General features: G+C 69.7%; 16 protein-coding genes. 8 read left to right on the forward strand and 8 right to left on the reverse strand.

Going from position 1 to position 16,331, the window contains the following annotated elements; all coding sequences use genetic code 11:
* On the reverse strand, positions 1-531 hold a 531-nt coding region (locus ACXJLU_RS08770), incomplete at its 3' end, for a ProQ/FINO family protein (protein ID WP_457330036.1).
* Between the two features lie 287 nt (positions 532-818).
* Entirely contained in the window at positions 819-3,017 is a 2,199-nt protein-coding gene (locus ACXJLU_RS08775; RefSeq protein WP_235002340.1) for a helicase-related protein, read from the reverse strand.
* A gap of 123 nt (positions 3,018-3,140) precedes the next feature.
* Between ACXJLU_RS08775 and serA the strand changes: the two genes are divergently transcribed.
* Positions 3,141-4,373: a phosphoglycerate dehydrogenase gene (serA, locus tag ACXJLU_RS08780; protein ID WP_457330037.1), complete on the forward strand. Its 1,233-nt coding sequence runs from the start codon at positions 3,141-3,143 to the stop codon at positions 4,371-4,373.
* Between the two features lie 13 nt (positions 4,374-4,386).
* Here serA and ACXJLU_RS08785 read toward each other — a convergent pair whose 3' ends face one another.
* On the reverse strand, positions 4,387-5,091 hold the full coding sequence (locus ACXJLU_RS08785; protein WP_457330038.1) for a phosphatase PAP2 family protein: 705 nt from the start codon (positions 5,089-5,091) through the stop codon (positions 4,387-4,389).
* 22 nt (positions 5,092-5,113) lie between these two features.
* Positions 5,114-5,620: a hypothetical protein gene (locus ACXJLU_RS08790; RefSeq protein ID WP_457330039.1), complete on the reverse strand. Its 507-nt coding sequence runs from the start codon at positions 5,618-5,620 to the stop codon at positions 5,114-5,116.
* 70 nt (positions 5,621-5,690) lie between these two features.
* Between ACXJLU_RS08790 and ACXJLU_RS08795 the strand changes: the two genes are divergently transcribed.
* A complete protein-coding gene (locus ACXJLU_RS08795) occupies positions 5,691-6,671 on the forward strand; it encodes an ABC transporter substrate binding protein (protein ID WP_457330040.1) in 981 nt (326 codons plus the stop codon).
* The gene (locus ACXJLU_RS08800) at positions 6,672-8,999 is read left to right on the forward strand and encodes a hybrid sensor histidine kinase/response regulator (RefSeq protein ID WP_457330041.1); all 2,328 of its coding nucleotides are present in this window, start codon (positions 6,672-6,674) and stop codon (positions 8,997-8,999) included.
* Here ACXJLU_RS08800 and ACXJLU_RS08805 read toward each other — a convergent pair.
* Positions 8,956-9,642 (reverse strand): response regulator, encoded by a 687-nt coding sequence (locus ACXJLU_RS08805; protein ID WP_457330042.1) that lies wholly within the window; start codon positions 9,640-9,642, stop codon positions 8,956-8,958. The genes ACXJLU_RS08800 and ACXJLU_RS08805 overlap by 44 nt on opposite strands.
* A gap of 140 nt (positions 9,643-9,782) precedes the next feature.
* Here ACXJLU_RS08805 and ACXJLU_RS08810 point away from each other — a divergent pair, with 140 nt between their 5' ends.
* Positions 9,783-10,463, forward strand: a complete 681-nt coding sequence (locus ACXJLU_RS08810) for a helix-turn-helix transcriptional regulator (RefSeq protein ID WP_457330043.1) — start codon at positions 9,783-9,785, stop codon at positions 10,461-10,463.
* Positions 10,464-10,474: 11 nt separating this feature from the next.
* On the opposite strand, the gene sugE is transcribed toward ACXJLU_RS08810, so the two are convergent.
* Positions 10,475-10,795 (reverse strand): quaternary ammonium compound efflux SMR transporter SugE, encoded by a 321-nt coding sequence (gene sugE / locus ACXJLU_RS08815; protein WP_457330044.1) that lies wholly within the window; start codon positions 10,793-10,795, stop codon positions 10,475-10,477.
* A 125-nt stretch (positions 10,796-10,920) separates the two neighbouring features.
* Here sugE and ACXJLU_RS08820 point away from each other — a divergent pair, with 125 nt between their 5' ends.
* Positions 10,921-11,052, forward strand: a complete 132-nt coding sequence (locus tag ACXJLU_RS08820) for a hypothetical protein (protein WP_457330045.1) — start codon at positions 10,921-10,923, stop codon at positions 11,050-11,052.
* A 31-nt stretch (positions 11,053-11,083) separates the two neighbouring features.
* Here ACXJLU_RS08820 and ACXJLU_RS08825 read toward each other — a convergent pair whose 3' ends face one another.
* Entirely contained in the window at positions 11,084-11,611 is a 528-nt protein-coding gene (locus ACXJLU_RS08825) for a RecX family transcriptional regulator (RefSeq protein WP_457330046.1), read from the reverse strand.
* 33 nt (positions 11,612-11,644) lie between these two features.
* The gene (recA, locus tag ACXJLU_RS08830; RefSeq protein WP_457330047.1) at positions 11,645-12,781 is read right to left on the reverse strand and encodes a recombinase RecA; all 1,137 of its coding nucleotides are present in this window, start codon (positions 12,779-12,781) and stop codon (positions 11,645-11,647) included.
* A 116-nt stretch (positions 12,782-12,897) separates the two neighbouring features.
* On the opposite strand from recA, the gene ACXJLU_RS08835 reads away from it, so the two are divergent.
* Genes ACXJLU_RS08835 through ACXJLU_RS08845 form a run of 3 tightly spaced genes read left to right on the forward strand, consistent with a single transcriptional unit; the run spans position 12,898 to position 16,274 of the window.
* Positions 12,898-13,569 carry a response regulator gene (locus ACXJLU_RS08835; RefSeq protein ID WP_047508488.1) on the forward strand — a complete coding sequence of 224 codons (672 nt, stop codon included), beginning with the start codon at positions 12,898-12,900 and terminating at the stop codon, positions 13,567-13,569.
* A gap of 13 nt (positions 13,570-13,582) precedes the next feature.
* Positions 13,583-15,154: a sensor histidine kinase gene (locus ACXJLU_RS08840; protein WP_457330048.1), complete on the forward strand. Its 1,572-nt coding sequence runs from the start codon at positions 13,583-13,585 to the stop codon at positions 15,152-15,154.
* Positions 15,155-15,185: 31 nt separating this feature from the next.
* Positions 15,186-16,274 carry a patatin-like phospholipase family protein gene (locus ACXJLU_RS08845; protein WP_457330049.1) on the forward strand — a complete coding sequence of 363 codons (1,089 nt, stop codon included), beginning with the start codon at positions 15,186-15,188 and terminating at the stop codon, positions 16,272-16,274.
* Positions 16,275-16,331 lie beyond the last annotated feature (57 nt).

A 16,331-nucleotide genomic window follows, 5' to 3' on the forward strand; every position in this document is an offset into this window, starting at 1 on the left:
GCGCGGGCCGGGCGGCCGGCCCGGCGGGCGAGCATCGGCCGGCGGGCGCCGCGGCTGCTGCTGTGCCTGCTGCGCCGCTTCGGCACGGGCGATCTCCAGCAGGCCGTCGAGTTCTTCCTCGGCCACCTGCTTCAGCACGCAGAAGTTCGCCCGCGTCAGCGTGGTGCGCTCGTAGTCGAACAGCAGGCCGGCCCGGTTGCGCCGCTGCTGCTCTTCGAGCTCGCGCCGCGATTGCAGGCCGACGCCGCGCCGCGTCAGTTCGTCGACCGCGATCTGGCGGTGCTCGTCGCTGATCTCGCCGCCGGGCTTGCCGTCCAGGTCGAAACGCTGGCGGCCGCGGGCCACCGACAACAGGTACGAGGTGCTGCCGGTGTAGCGGCGGAAGAATGCCGTCAGCACCTGCTTGCTGAACACGCCCGGCGCACGCGCCTCGATGTCGACGTGCGTGCGCAGCTTCAGCGGCTTCGGCGGGCCGTCGAACAGCGCCGGGAAGCGCTGGCGCAGCTCCTGCGCGCAGGCCGCGGGGCTCATGCCCGGCGCCTTGGCGGGCGCCTTCGCAGTCACCTCCCCAGGCGTATCGGCTGTCGCTTCTGCAGACACATCGGCGGGCGCGTCGGCTGTCACTTCTGCCGACACTTCTGCAGGCGCCTCGACAGGCGTATCGGCGGCAGATGCATCGGCAACGGAGGTGTCGTCGACAGGCAGCTCTGCGGGCGTGGCCGGGGAAGGGGGCGTTGAACTCATGGGGAAAGCGACAAGCGGGAAAGGAGGGGATTGTGACGCCGTGCGGCGAAGTCGGTGTGTCAGGGGGTCAGCGCTCAGCGCCGCGTGCGGTGCCGCACCTGCGCCAGCGGCCGCTTGCCCTTCAGTTGCCGCTCGATGCCGTCGTTCAACTGGCTGCGCAGCGCCGTCACCTCGTCGACCTTGCCGTAGACGCCGGGGAAGCGCAGGTCGAGCCACAGCCACAGCGTGCACGAGCGCAGCGCCTGCTCCATGCGATCGAGCCGGCTGTGGCCGTCCACGTCCTGCAGGAACCACGGCGAGCCGGCGCGGCCGGTCAGCGCATGGCTGCTGCTCCAGTCGAGGAACTCCTGCACCTGCGAGACGGTGCGCGTGTCGACCGGCGCCTGCGCGTAGATGAAGCGCTCCTTCAGCGTCAGCTTGGCGGCGCTGCGGTCGAGTTGCTCGGCCAGCTCCAGCATCTGCTCCAGCTCGGCCACCGCGAAGTGCGCGTTGTCGAGCTTCAACTGCTCCATGAACACGCCCAGCACCTCGCGCAGCTGCGTCTTGTGCAGCCGTGAGGCGATGGTGTCGACATGCCAGCCGTTCGGTGCCACCGGCGCCTTGAAGTCGCGCGGCGCGCGCGGGGTGCGCGGCAGGCGTTCCTTCAGCATGCGCAGCGCCTGCGGCTCGGCCTCTTTCAGCACGCCGACGAAGCCCTCTTCATGCATGCCGAAGCGGCCGGCGCGGCCGCCGATCTGGTGCACCTCGGATTCGTCCAGCGGCCGGTCGCCCTGGCCGTCGAACTTGCTCATGGTGCTGAACAGCACGCGCCGGATCGGCAGGTTCAGGCCCATGCCGATCGCGTCGGTCGCGACCAGCACATGCGATTCGCCCTGCGCGAAGCGCTCGGCCTCGCGCCGCCGCACCTCGGGCGGCAACGCGCCGTAGATCACCGACACCGGGTGGCCGCCGGCCGCGATCTGGTCGCGCAGCGTCAGCACGTCACGCCGGCTGAAGGCCACCACCGCATCGCCCTTCGTCAGCGCGCCGATCGGCACCGGCGCCTCGAGCAGCTGCACATGCTGCTTGCGCTCGAAATGCCGCACGCTGCAGCGCTCGCCGCACAGGCCCAGCAGGTTCTCGATCGCCGGCGCCGCGTAGGCCGAGCAGATGATGATCACCTCGCTGGCCGGCACCGCGACGATCGCCTGCGTCCACGCCCAGCCGCGGTACGGGTCGAAGATCATCTGGGCCTCGTCGATCACCGCGGTGTCGACCACCTTGTTGGTGTTGACCATCTCGATGGTGCTCGACACCAGCCCGGCGCCTTCGGCCGGCACGTTCTCTTCGCCGGTCAGCAGCGAGCAGGCCACGCCGCGGCCGACCAGCCGGTCGCGGCCTTCGAGCGCCAGCAGGCGCAGCGGGGCCAGGTAGGCGCCGTCCTTCGCCTTCGCCAACTGCTCGAACGCGGCGTAGGTCTTGCCGCTGTTGGGCGGGCCGACGTAGAGCGTCACGTTGCGCTGCAGGCGGCGCGCCTTCACGAAGGTGTCCGGGTAGCCCTGGAACGCGAGTTCGCTGTTCAGCCCGGCCAGCGTGTCGAGTTCGGACACCTGGTGCTCCCAGCGCTCCTGGGCGCGCACGCAAGCGGCGCGCAGGTCGGCCACCGGCTGCGGCGTGGCGCATTCGGCGAGCAGGCGCGGCAGCAGCATGTCGAGGTGGCGCGGGTTGTGCGCGCGGCTGCGCTGCACCAGCGCTTCGAGCGCGGCCTGCACCTCGCCGGCATGCGGCCAGGCTTCGATCGGCCCGAGCGCGGCCAGCAACGCCGGCTTGTCGCCGTCGCGGAAGAACGCCCACACCGGCTCGGACGCGATCGGGATGCGGAACATCACCGGCACGCGCCAGTTCACGTCGGCGAGCTGCAGCGGCTGGCTGATCAGGCGCGTCCAGCGGCCGCCCTCGCGCACGATGCCCAGCGCATCGAGCGCGGCCATGCGGTCCAGCATCACGGTGCGCACTTCGGGGCCGTTGCCGACCGCGTCGAGGTGCTGCAGCGCCGAGTCCATCACGTCGGGCGCGATCCAGCGGCTCGGCCGGGCGCCGGCCACCGCCTTCTGCAGCAGCACGAGGCCGAGCTTGTCGAGGCGCTCGTCCAGCCCCGAGGCATGTTCGTCGAAATAGTCGGCAGGCTTGACCACCTGCGGCAGCGCGTAGGCGGCCTGGCGGATGCGGGCGAGCTGCTCGGGCGAGACGTGCGCGGGCACGCGCGCTGCATGGCGCGGGTTCGGAAGATTCACGGTGGGGGAGGCACTCACGGACAGGAAATACAACACGGACGACAGCAGGCGCTGCCCCGGGACTCTAACCGGTGCATGCCCTTCCGCCGAATGGGGCCGATTCGGCTGTTCAACAATCGGGCAATGAACCACAGACTCTCGGTCCCGAAGGACAAGCTCAAGTTCGTGCTGCTCGAAGGCATTCATGCCTCGGCCGTCGACGTGTTGAAGCGCGACGGCTACTCGCAGGTCGTCACCCATGCGAAGGCGCTTGCGGGCGGCGCGTTGCACGACGCGATCGCCGATGCGCACTTCCTCGGCATCCGCTCGCGCACCCAGCTGACGGCCGAGGTGCTGAAGGCCGCGCCGAAGCTGGCGGCCGTCGGCTGCTTCTGCATCGGCACCAACCAGGTCGACCTGCGCGCCGCGATGGACCTGGGCGTGCCGGTGTTCAACGCGCCGTTCTCGAACACCCGCAGCGTGGCCGAGCTGGTGCTGGCCGAGATCATCATGCTGATGCGCGGCATTCCGGCGAAGAGCGCGATCCTGCATCGCAACGGCTGGACCAAGAGCGCCGAGAACTCGTTCGAGGTGCGCGGCAAGACGCTCGGCATCGTCGGCTACGGCCACATCGGCACGCAGATCGGCGTGCTGGCCGAGCAGCTCGGCATGGCCGTGGTGTTCCACGACATCGAGGCCAAGCTGCCGCTGGGCAATGCCCGCGCGCTGGACAGCCTCGACGAGGTGCTCGCCGCCTCCGACGTGGTCACGCTGCACCTGCCGGAGCTGCCGTCGACCAAGGGCCTGATCGGGCGCGCGCAGATCCGCGCGATGAAGCGTGGTGCGCACCTGATCAATGCGTCGCGCGGCACGGTGGTCGACATCGATGCGCTGGCCGAGGCGCTGAGAGACGGCCACCTGCTCGGCGCCGCGATCGACGTGTTTCCGGAGGAGCCGCAGGGCAACGACGCGCGCTTCGAATCGCCGCTGGTCGGCATGGACAACGTGATCCTGACGCCGCACATCGGCGGCTCGACGCTGGAGGCGCAAGCCAACATCGGCAAGGAGGTCGCCGCGAAGCTGGTGCGCTACAGCAACAACGGGTCGACGACCTCGGCGGTCAACTTCCCCGAGGTGGCGTTGCCGGAGCACACCGGCCGCAGCCGGCTGCTGCACATCCACCGCAACGTGCCGGGCGTGATCGCGCGCGTGAACGAGCGGCTGTCGAAGGCGGGCATCAACGTCGCGGCGCAGTACCTGAGCACGCGCGACGAGGTGGGCTATGTCGTCATCGACGTCGACACGGCGGCGCCAGAGGCGGCGCTGGCCGACCTGGCGTCGTTGCCGGACACGATCCGCTGCCGCATCCTGTACTGACGCGACCCCTCGCTCAAGGCCATTCGAGGCGGGCGAGGTCGGCCGCGGCCTTGAACCCGGGGTTCTGCAGCAGCAGCACGACCAGCTGGCGGGCCAGCTTCTTCCCCGCCAGCGAGTCACTCGGGTAGTGCAGGCCGGCGATCTCGCGGTTCTTCGCCACCTTGCCGGCCGCCAGCAGGAATTCGTCCTCCCGCTGCGGGAACCATGACGCCAGCAGGTAGGCCAGCGCATGCGCCTGCGTCGAGTGCCCGCTCGGGTAGGCCGGGTGGCCGGGGTGCAGCGGGTCGGCCTTGTCCGCGAACATCGGGTCCAGGTTCTCGGCGCAGCAGTGGTACGGGCGCCCGCGGTTGAACTGCTCCTTGAAGTGGAAGATCGGTCCGAGGATGTTGTCGAGCAGGAGGCGGTGCAAGGCCTTCGTCTGCGGATGCGTCGGCAGATCGGCCGATCCGAGGACCCGCTGCACCGGCCAGATCGCGGCACGTTCGGTCTGGGCCTGGGCGAGGATGTCCTTGGCATGGCTCGCGCGCTCCTGTTGCCGCAGCTGGTCGAGCGTGGCGCATTCCGCGCTGTGATGCAGCGGCGGCGGGTCGAGTTCTACCCGTTGTTTCCAGTCCGCTCGCAGGTTCGGCGAGGCCTGGCGGCTGCACAGGCACCAGTGTCCGGTCCAGCCATCCTCGGGGAACTGGCATGCCGCACTGAAAGTCGGTTCGTCACACATGATGGTGTTTCCTTGTCGCCGTTCACGACGTCCATTGGTATTGATCGAAGCTCAGGAGCACGTAGTTCAGGAGCACGTGGTTCAGCGGCGGGTCAGTCTCCTTCCGCAGCCAGGCCTTTCCCTCGGCACTCTCCGTGAGCCAGGCCACGGCCTGGGCTCTCGTGCCGACGAAGGGATGAATGACGATCTGAACGTCGGAAGCGGGGTCGCCGCCGTAGTCACAGTCGAACGTCCACCAACCCGCCCGCGTCACGGTGCCCCCGAACACGCCGGGCGGGCGGCCGCCGGACAGCATCTCCACGTTTGCCGCAGGCCGCGGCGCTGCATGGATCTGCTCGACCGCGCGGAAGGTTTTCTCCAGCTTGAGCAGTGGCGCCGGTAGCCGCTTCTCCAGCAGTTCATGGACCTGAAGGTCCGGATCGTCAGGCTGCCATCGGACGCTCGAGCCCTCTTCTGCGACCGCAGTTCCGCCGCCTGCGGCCACCTTCATCAACTTGATCCACAAGAAGTTCTGAATGATCGGGGTCATCGTGGTGTACTCCAGGAGGTTGGTTGCGCATCACTCGATGTGCCAACGCAGCTTAGTGATGGGGGGCGCGATGAGCATCAACCACTTGTCCTATGCCCTGGGGCTGATGGCCGCGATCTCGATCGCCTGCGCCGTGGCATCGGACACCGCTGCCGCGCCGCGTCGGCCGGTGATCGCCTACATTGGCCACTGGACCGCCGGCACCGACCGGGCCTTCCAGCGTTTCGTCGAGGCCATGCGCAGGCGCCACCCGGACGTCGGCGCCAACGCGGTGTTCGAGTACGTCGAGGCGCCCCTGGACGACGCGGTACTGCAACGCGCCGTGGCCGCGGCCGCGCTGCGCCGGCCCGACGTGATGGTCGCGCCCACCGGCGACTCGGCGCGTGCCGCCTACCGCGCGCGGCTCGCGCTGCCGGTCGTGTTCTCGTGCTACGTCGACCCGCTGCGCGCCGGCATCGTCCAATCGATGAGCCGGCCCGGCGCCAACATGACCGGCATTTCTCTGGCCGACACGCTGGATGGCAAGCGGCTGGAAATCCTGCGCGATGCCGCGCCGCAGGTGCGCACGGTGGCCGTGCTGACCGATCCGTCCTGGTCCAGCTACTACGGCGGCGAGGCCCGCGTGCAGGCCGATGCGGCTCGCCTCGGCATGACGGCGACGATCCTGTACGCCCGCGACGAGGCCGAGGTCGACGCGCTGATGACCCGCACCGACGCCTCCCGCTTCGACGCCTGGTACGTGATGCCGACCTACGTGGCCTATGTCGCCGAGCAGCGCATCATCGACCACATCCGCCGGCTCGGCCGCTATGGTCTCTTCGCGACGACGAACGAGGTGCGCGCCGGCGGGCTGATCGGCTACGCGCAGGACACCTCCTTCGTCTGGGACACGCTGGTCGACTTGGTCGTGCGCGTGCTGGACGGCGAAGACCCGGGCTCGATCCCGGTCGAGCGGCCCAAGCGCTTCGTGCTCGCGGTGCGCACCGGGCCCGGCACCGAGGCGACACCGGTGACGAGCACGATCATCCGGCGCGCCGACCTGGTCTTCTGAATGACGGGGCGCCGCCGCACCGACAGCCCCCGGGCCCCGCGCCGCTCGATCGCGCGGCGCTATGCGGTGCATGTCGGTGTGATCAGCGGCTCGCTGCTGCTCGCATCGAGCGGGCTGGAGATGCTGTTCGGCTACCGCGAGGCGCGCCAGCAGATCGCGGGCGTGCAGGCCGTGCAGGCCGAGGCCGCCGCGCGCGAGATCACGCAGTACCTGCGCAACATCGAGGACGGCCTGCGCGACACCGCCAAGCTGCCCTGGGGCGACCGCGCGTTCGGCTGGCAGCAGAAGCGCGAGGAGTTCTACCGGCTGATGGTGCTGTTCCCGGCCATCGTCGAGTTGCAGGAAGTCGATGCCGGCGGCCGCGAGACGCTGTACGTCTCCAGGAGCGAGGCAGACCGGATCGACTCCGGCGCGCCGCCGGCCGAGCCGGCGCTGCTGAACGCGACCGTGGAGGCGCCCCACTATGGCGCCACCTTCTACCGCGAGGGCGCCGAGCCGTATGTGCGGCTGGTGGCGCCCCACGTCGCGCGCACGCGCAGCTGGACGGTCGCGACGCTGAACCTGCGCTTCCTCGGCGAGGTCGTGTCCGGGCTGAAGGTGGGCGAGAACGGGCGCATCTTCGTGGTCGACGCGTCGAACCGGCTGATCGCCCACCCGCGCGCCACCCACGTGCTGCGCCAGCTCGACCTGACGCAGTTCGCACCCGTGCAGGTGGCTCGCTCCCGGTCAGGCCCGGCGCCGCTGCTGGCCGCCGAGGACCACGACGACCTGGAGGGCCGCCCGGTCATCGTGACGGCGCGCCAGCTGCAGTCACCCGACTGGATGGTGTTCGTCGAGCAGCCGCGCTCCGAGGCACTGGAGCCGGCGCTCGCCACGCTGACCCGCACGCTGCTGCTGATCGCCGTCGGCGGCGTGCTGGCGCTGGCCGCCAGCATGCTGTTCTCGCGCCGCATGGCGGCACCGATCATCCGGCTGCGCCAGGCGACGCGCCGCATCGCGGCCGGCGACCTGGCGCACCGCATCGAGCTCGACACCGGTGACGAGATCGAGCAACTGGGCGACGACTTCAACCGCATGGCGCGCCAGCTGCTGGAGTCGTACCGCGGCCTGGAGGCCAAGGTGACGCAGCGCACCGCCGAGCTCGCGGTGCGCAAGGAAGAGGCCGAGCGGGCCAATGCCGCGAAGACGCGCTTCCTGGCCGCCGCGAGCCACGACCTGCGCCAGCCGATGCACTCGATCAGCCTGCTCGTCAGCGTGCTGCGCGACCGGCTGGTCGACCCGCAGCAGGCGGTGCTGGCCGACAAGGTGCTGCTGTCGGTGGCGGTGATGGAACATCTTTTCTCCAGCCTGCTCGACATCTCGAAGCTCGATGCCGGGGCGGTGCATCCCGACGTTCAGCCGATCGCGGTCGACAGCGTGCTGGCGCAGCTCGCCCACGCTTACGGGCCGCTGGCCGCGGCGCGTGGACTGTCGCTGACGGTGGCGCGTTGCCGCGGCGTGGTGCGCAGCGATGCGGCGATGCTGGAGCGCATCCTCGGCAACCTGGTCGCGAACGCGATCCGCTACACGCGGCGTGGCGGCGTGCTGGTGGGATGCCGGCGGCGCGGCGCGGCGCTGTGCATCCAGGTCGTCGACACCGGCATCGGCATCCCGGCGACCCACCTGGACGACATCTTCGACGAGTTCTTCCGCCTCGACGGACTGTCGCTCGACGAGGAGAAGGGTTTGGGGCTCGGCCTGTCGATCGTCAAGCGCAGTGCCGAAATCCTGGGCCATCCATTGCGCGTGCACTCGGTGCAGGGCCGGGGTTCGACCTTCGAGATCGAGGTGCCGCGCGTCGACAACCTGCCGTCGCAACAGGCGATGCCGCTGCTGGACGGCGTGGACCGCAGCGCGCTGAGCGGCGCCTTCGTGATGGTGATCGACGACGACGAGCGCAACCGCGATGCACTCGACGCGCTGTGCGTGCATTGGGGGTGCAGCGTGCTCGCGGTGGCCTCGGTCGACGACGGGGTGCGGCAGCTGGCGCAGCACCTGCGTGCGCCCGACCTGCTGATCACCGACTTCCGGATCGCCCAAGGCCATGACGGCGTCGATGCGATCGAGCGCATCCGCGCGCTGACGCTGGAGGCGATCCCGGCGATCGTGGTGACGGCCGACGTCGCGTCCGGCCTGCAGCAGCGCGTTGCCGCGGCCGGTGCCGTGCTGCTGCACAAGCCGGTCGGCGCCGATCGGTTGCTGCGCGCCGTCAGCGCGGCACTGCGCTCGCGTGAAGACGCCGCGGCTACGGCCGATCGAAGCGCAGCCCCAGCTTGCCCGCCGCAATGACCGCCTGCGTGCGGGTGGTGACGTTGAGCGCCCGCAGCACTGCCGAGGTGTGGGACTTCACCGTCCCCGGGGCCAGGTCGAGCTCGCGGCAGATCAGCTTCGCGGACTTGCCCTGCAGGATCAGGTAGAGCACCTCGGCCTGGCGCGGCGTGATGCCGAGTTCCTCGGGGTGCCGGCCGGCCGGCACGGCGGGCACGGCCTCGCCGGCCGGCGCCGGCGCATGGCGCTCGGCACCGGCATGGCGTCCGGCGAGGAAGACCGACGGCGGCAGGTAGATCCCGCGCGCCATGATCAATTGCAGCGCGCCGCCGAACACGACCGAGGTCGAACTCTTCGGGATGAAGCCCATCGCACCGGCGTCGAGCGCACGCAGCACGGTGTCCTTGTCGTCGGAGGAGGACAGCGCGACCACCGGTGTCGCCGGGTGGCGTTCTCGGATCAGCGCGATGCCTTCGAGCCCGGGCATGCCCGGCAGCGCGAGGTCGATCAGCACCAGGTCGATCGAGGGCTGCCGCGCGAGCGTCGCCAGGCCCTCTTCGCAGCTGCCCGCCTCCCAGACCGTCAGCGGCTCCACCAGCGGGCGCAGCAGCAAGGCGATGCCCTCTCGAAACAAGGCATGGTCATCGATCAGCAGGACGTTCATCCCGTCGCCTCCTCGGGGCATCTTAGCGAGGCATCGTGGCGCCGGCGCGGGAAGCCCCTCATCCATCGGGCTGAGCCGCATGGCTGATGGGGGCGCCGTTCGCCCGGTGCTGCAATCGGGTCCACACCTCGGGAGCTCGCATGGATCTCACGACTTCACTTCCGCAGCACGGCGCGCAAACGGCCTGCGTGGGCGACGCCTTCCGCGACGGCACGGACGAACCGGAATGCGGACCAGCCGAGCAGACGCTGCTGCGAGTGCTGGATGCCGTCGACTACGGGCTGATGCTGCTGACGGGCGGCGGCGCGCTGGTCTGGGCCAATCGCATCGCTCGACGCGAATGCGGCGTGCCTGGCCGCCTGCGTGTCGTCGGCGGGTGCGTGGCCGGTGCCGACGAGGCGACCTGCCGCCACCTTCGCGAGGCCATCGCGGGCGCCTGCGTCGGCAGGCGCAGCCTGGTGCCGATGCCGGCGCGGGCCGACGCGCCGCCTTGGTCGATCGCCGTGCTGCCCCTCGGCGGCGCAGGCGGTCGTGGTGAGGAGTCCGGTGTGCTGCTGATGTTGGGCCGCAGCCAGGTCTGCCAGCCGCTCAGCGTCGACTTCTTCGCACGTGTCCACAAGGTGACGACCGCCGAGAAGACCGTGCTGCTCGCTCTGTGCCAGGGCCAGTCGGCGGGCGAGCAGGCGCGCGCGTTGGGCGTAGCGGTGTGCACCGTGCGCACCCACATCGGCAGCCTGCGGATGAAGACCGGCGCACGCAACATCGGCGACCTGGTGCGGATGGTGACGGCGCTTCCACCGATCGTGCCGGCGCTGAACTGAGCTGCGCGTGTCTAGGCCGGGCTCGCCAGCTTCAGCCCGACGATGCCGGCCACGATCAGCGCGAGGCTCGCGAGCCTCGCCGCGGAGGCCGGTTCGCCGAACAGCACGATGCCGAGGATCGCGGTGCCGACCGCACCGACGCCGACCCACACCGCGTAGGCCGTGCCGACCGGCAGCGACTTCATCGCATAGCCCAGCAGGCACACGCTGATGACCATCGCCGCCACCGTGCCGATCGAGGGCCACAGGCGCGTGAAGCCTTCGGTGTACTTCAGGCCGATCGCCCAGCCGATTTCGAAGAGGCCTGCGGCCACCAGGATGATCCAGTTCATGGGTTTGCCTTGTCGGGGTCGGGAATGAGTGAGCGGTTGTACCCGCAACCGGCGCCCGGCGCGGCGGGGCGTGCGCCAACAGTGGTACAACCGCGGGTCTTTCAACCAACACACCGGAGAACGCCATGAGCGCCGACAAGGACCGCGCCATTCGCAGGCAAAAGCAAAAGCGCGCGAAGCATGTCAAGAAGGAAACCCGCCAACTGCGTGAAGCAGCGGCTGGGTCGGCAACGAAGCAGGCCACCAAGGCCGCCTGATCGGGCACCGGTTCGGGCGCCACCTCAGGCGTCAGCCGTCGTCACCCTCGACCTCGGCCCCGCCTTTGACGACGCGGCGGATCACCTCGGGTGAGAACCCGCGGCTCGACAGGAACCGCATCTGTTTGGCGCGCCCGGCGGCATCCGCGGCCGGCGCGCCGAATTTGCGCAGCCACACCTCGTGGGCGCGCGCGAGTTCACTGTCCTTGAGTCTTGCCGCAGTGCCGGCATCGAGCGCGACACCGTGCTGCGCCAGTTCCAGGCGAATGCGCAGGTTGCCGTAGCGGCCCTCGCGCACATGGACCCGGCTCTCGACGAAGCGTTGCTCGCTGAAGTAGCCCTTGTCCTGCAGCCACGTCAGCACGTCGTCGACCTGCTGGTCGGCATCAATGGGTTCGGTGGGCTCGGCGGGCTCGGCGGGCTCGGTGAGCCCGGACTCCGCCTCGCTGTGCAGCTTCCGCAGATGCTGCAGCAGCTTGCGCCGCAGCTCCTGCCGGCTGTGCTCGCGCTGTGACAGCAGCTGCACGCCGCGCCCGCGCAGCGACAGCCGCCGTTTCATCGCCACCGCCGGACGGTTGCTGCGCTCCCGCGATTACTCGCGGGCTTCCTTCGGTTCTTTCAATTCCTTCGGCTCTTTCGACTCTTTGGCAGCCTTCTTCGACGGCTTGGCCTCATCGGCCACCGCTGCCGCGCCACCATTGGTCGGCAGCAGCGGAATGCCCATCGCCTCGCGCACCTTGTTCTCGATCTCGATCGACAGGTCGGGGTTCTCGCGCAGGAACTCGCGGGCGTTGTCCTTGCCCTGGCCGATCTTCTCGCCGTTGTAGGCGTACCAGGCACCCGACTTCTCGAGCACCTTGGCCTCGACGCCCATGTCGATCACCTCGCCTTCGCGGCTGATGCCCTGGCCGTAGAGGATGTCGAACTCGGCGGTCTTGAACGGCGGCGACACCTTGTTCTTGACGACCTTGACCTTGGTCTCGTTGCCGATGACTTCTTCGCCCTTCTTGATGCTGCCGATGCGGCGGATGTCGAGCCGCACCGACGCGTAGAACTTCAGCGCATTGCCGCCGGTGGTGGTTTCGGGGCTGCCGAACATCACGCCGATCTTCATGCGGATCTGGTTGATGAAGATGACCATCGTGTTGGTCTTCTTGATGGTGCCGGTGAGCTTGCGCAGCGCCTGGCTCATCAGGCGGGCCTGCAGGCCGGGCAGCGAATCGCCCATCTCGCCTTCGATTTCGGCCTTGGGCGTCAGCGCCGCGACCGAGTCGATCACCACCAGGTCGACCGAGCCGGAGCGCACCAGCGCGTCGACGATCTCGAGCGCCTGCTCGCCGGTGTCGGGCTGGCTGATCAGCAGCTCTTGCAGGTTGACGCCCAGCTTCTGGGCATAGGCGGTGTCGAGCGCGTGCTCGGCATCGATGAAGGCGCAGGTGCCGCCGAGCTTCTGCATTTCGGAGATGACCTGCAGCGTCAGCGTGGTCTTGCCCGACGATTCGGGGCCGTAGATCTCGACCACCCGGCCGCGCGGCAGGCCGCCCACGCCCAGCGCGGCATCGAGGCCGAGCGAACCGGTGGAGACGACCTCGATGTCTTCGATCACCTCGCCTTCGCCGAGCCGCATGATCGAGCCCTTGCCGAACTGCTTTTCGATCTGCGCCAGCGCAGCTTGCAGGGCCTTGGCCTTTTCGGTGTTGAGGGTGGCGGCTTTGACGGGGGCATCCATGGGGCGATCTCCTAGAGTTGCGCGGATTATGGCAAAGGCTGGATGTTTGTACAGTCTTTTCTGGGGTTCCCTACAATCCCGCAGCGGCCGGGTCACGAGCCGCACAGGAGGCAGCCATGCGCGTGTTGATCGCCGAAGACGACCAGGTGTTGGCCGACGGGCTGCTGCGCTCGCTGCGCAATGGGGGCTATGCGGTCGACCACGTGGCGAGCGGCACCGAGGCCGACGCGGCCCTGTCGGCCCATGAGTTCGACCTGCTGATCCTCGACCTCGGCCTGCCGAAGCTGCACGGGCTCGAGGTGCTGCGCAAGCTGCGCGCCCGCGGCTCGGCGGTGCCGGTGCTGATCCTGACCGCGGCCGACAGCGTCGAGCAGCGCGTGCAGGGCCTCGACCTCGGCGCCGACGACTACATGGCCAAGCCGTTCTCGCTGCAGGAACTCGAGGCCCGCGTGCGTGCGCTGACGCGGCGCGGGCTGGGCACCGCGTCGAGCGTGATCCGGCACGGGCCGCTGACCTTCGACGCGACCGGCCGCGTGGCCTACCTGAACGACCAGATGGTCGAGCTGTCGGCGCGCGAGCTGAGCCTGCTCGAGGTGCTGCTGCAGCGCGCCGGCCGGCTGGTCAGCAAGGACCAGTTGGTCGAGCGGCTGTGCGAATGGGGCGAAGAGGTCAGCAACAACGCGATCGAGGTCTACATCCACCGGCTGCGCAAGAAGATCGAGCAGGGCCCGGTGCGGATCGCGACGGTGCGCGGGCTGGGCTACTGCCTGGAGAAGATCGCAGCCTGATGAAAGTGGCCGGATGAAAGAGCAGCGCTCGCTGTTCGGCGAGATCCTCGACTGGATGCTCGCGCCGCTGCTGCTGCTGTGGCCGATGAGCGTGGTGCTGACCTGGCTGGTCGCGCAGGGCATCGCCAACAAGCCGTTCGACCGCCAGCTCGGCGAGATGGCCCGCGTGCTGTCGCAGCAGGTCACAGTGCAGGACGCCGGCGGCGGCACGCTGCCGTCGGCCAGCTTCGCGCTGCCGGCCAGCGCCGCCGAGCTGCTGCACACCGACGAGACCGACACGCTGTATTACCAAGTGCTCGGCCTCGACGGCCAGTACCTGAGCGGCGACCGCGCACTGCCGATGCCCAACGACGAAGAGCGCGCCGCGCCCGGCGTGGTGCGCTACCGCGACGACGAGATCAACCGCGAGCCGGTGCGCATCGCCTACGTGCGCATCGGGTTGCCGGGCAGCATGGCGGCCGGCGTCGAGGCGCCGATCGTGCAGGTGGCCGAGACGCTGGGCAAGCGCTCGCGGCTGGCCACCGAGATCATCAAGGGCGTGATGCTGCCGCAGTTCGTGATCCTGCCGCTGGCGGTGCTGCTGGTGTGGCTGGCGCTCGCGCGCGGCATTGCGCCGCTGAACGAGCTGCAGCAGCGCATCCGCCGCCGCGAAAGCCACGACCTGAGCCCGATCGACGAGCGCGACGCGCCCGAGGAGGTTTCGCCGCTGGTGCGCGCGATCAACGACCTGCTGGCCCGGCTGGACCGCAGCATCGGCGCGCAGAAGCACTTCCTGGCCGACGCGGCGCACCAGCTGAAGACGCCGCTGGCCGGGCTGCGCACGCAGGCCGAGCTGGCGCAGCGCGAGATCGATGCCGGCGAGCGCGACCCGCAGGCGCTGAAGAAATCGCTGCAGCAGATCGCGCGCGCCAGCCAGCGCGCCGCGCGCATGGTCAACCAGCTGCTCGCGATGGCACGCGCCGAGGACGCCTCGCAGGCGCTGCAGCACCAGCCGGTCAACCTGGCGCGGCTGGCGGCCGAGGCGGTGCACGATTTCGTGCCGCGCGCGCTCGAGAAGCGCATCGACCTCGGCTACGAAGGCCCCGAGACCACGCGGCGCGGCGCGGCCGGGTTGTCGGTCTCCGGCCAGCCGGTGCTGCTGCGCGAGCTGATCCGCAACCTGGTCGACAACGCGCTGCAGTACACGCCCGAAGGCGGCACGGTCACGGTGCGGGCCGTCGACGACCCGTTCGGCCAGGTGGTCGTGGTGCAGGTGGAAGACTCCGGCCCGGGCATCCCGGCCGGCGAGCGCGACAAGGTGTTCCAGCCGTTCTACCGCTCGCTGGGCACCAACGTCGACGGCTCGGGGCTCGGGCTCGCGATCGTGCGCGAGATCGCGCAGCAGCACGGCGCCGAGATCACGCTGGAAGACGCCAACCTGCGGCACCGCCCGGGCCTGAGCGAGCAGGGCGGCGTGGCCTTCGGGCCCGGGGCGCGCTTCACGGTGCGCTTTCCGGTGCAGTTGCCGGCGCAGGTGCCGGTCGAGCCCCCGGCCGGTTCCGGCACGGTGACCGACGGAAACACGGGCGAATCCCATCCGACTTAGACTGCCCCGGGTTAACCCGAGGTGCATCCCGATGGCAGTACACGAAACGATCTCCCACCCGAAGAGCGGTGGCGACGCCCCGGCCACGCTCGGCCTCGACCTCGCGCTGCAGGGCGGCGGCTCGCACGGCGCCTTCACCTGGGGCGTGCTCGACCGGCTGCTCGAAGACGACGGGCTGCACTTCAGCGGCGTCTCGGGCACCAGCGCCGGCGCGCTGAATGCCGCGGTGATGGCCAGCGGCTACAAGAAGGGCGGTCGCGACGGCGCACGCGCGGCGCTGACCGAGTTCTGGCGCGACGTCAGCCGCTCGGGTTCGATCTTCTCGCCGTTCTCGGCCGGCCAGGCCCATTCGCTGAGCGACAACTTCAAGCTCGACAAGCTGCCGGGCTACCAGTGGATGAGTTCGTTCTTCCGCTCGTTCAGCCCCTACGAATTCAACCCGCTCAACCTGAACCCGCTGCGCGACGTGCTGCGCCGCCACGTCGATGAAGACGCGGTGCATGCGAGCGGGCTGCGGCTGTTCATCACCGCGACCAGCGTGACGACCGGCCAGGCGCGCGTTTTCACCGGCCGCGACATCACGGTCGACGTGCTGCTCGCGTCGGCCTGCCTGCCGTTCCTGTTCCAGGCGGTGCACATCGACGGCGAGCCCTACTGGGACGGCGGCTACACCGGCAACCCGGCCATCTACCCGCTGATCTACCAGACCGCGGCGCTCGACATCCTGCTGGTGCGCATCAACCCGCTGGTGCGCGAAGGCACGCCGACGCGCAGCGAGGAGATCATGGACCGGCTCAGCGAGATCACCTTCAACGCGAGCCTGATGTCGGAGATGCGCGCGATCTCGTTCGTCTCGCGGCTGGTGCGCGAGGGCAAGCTCGACCCGGGGCGCTACAAGGACCTGCGGCTGCACATGGTGGCCGACGACGAGGGCCTCGGGCCGTATGGCGCGAACAGCAAGTTCAACACCGACCGCGCGTTCCTCGAAGACCTGTTCGCGCTCGGTCGCACCGCGGCGACGAGCTGGCTGAAGAAGCACCGGGCCGACATCGGCGTGAAGTCGACGCTCGACGTCGACCGCGAGTTCCTGCGCGGGCCGAAGAAGCACAAGCCAGCCTGAGCACGGTCCGCAGCAAGGTCCGCAGCAAGATAGCGCAGACACGCGCAACCGATTGCG

This window comes from Rhizobacter sp. P5_C2, from assembly GCF_054049715.1.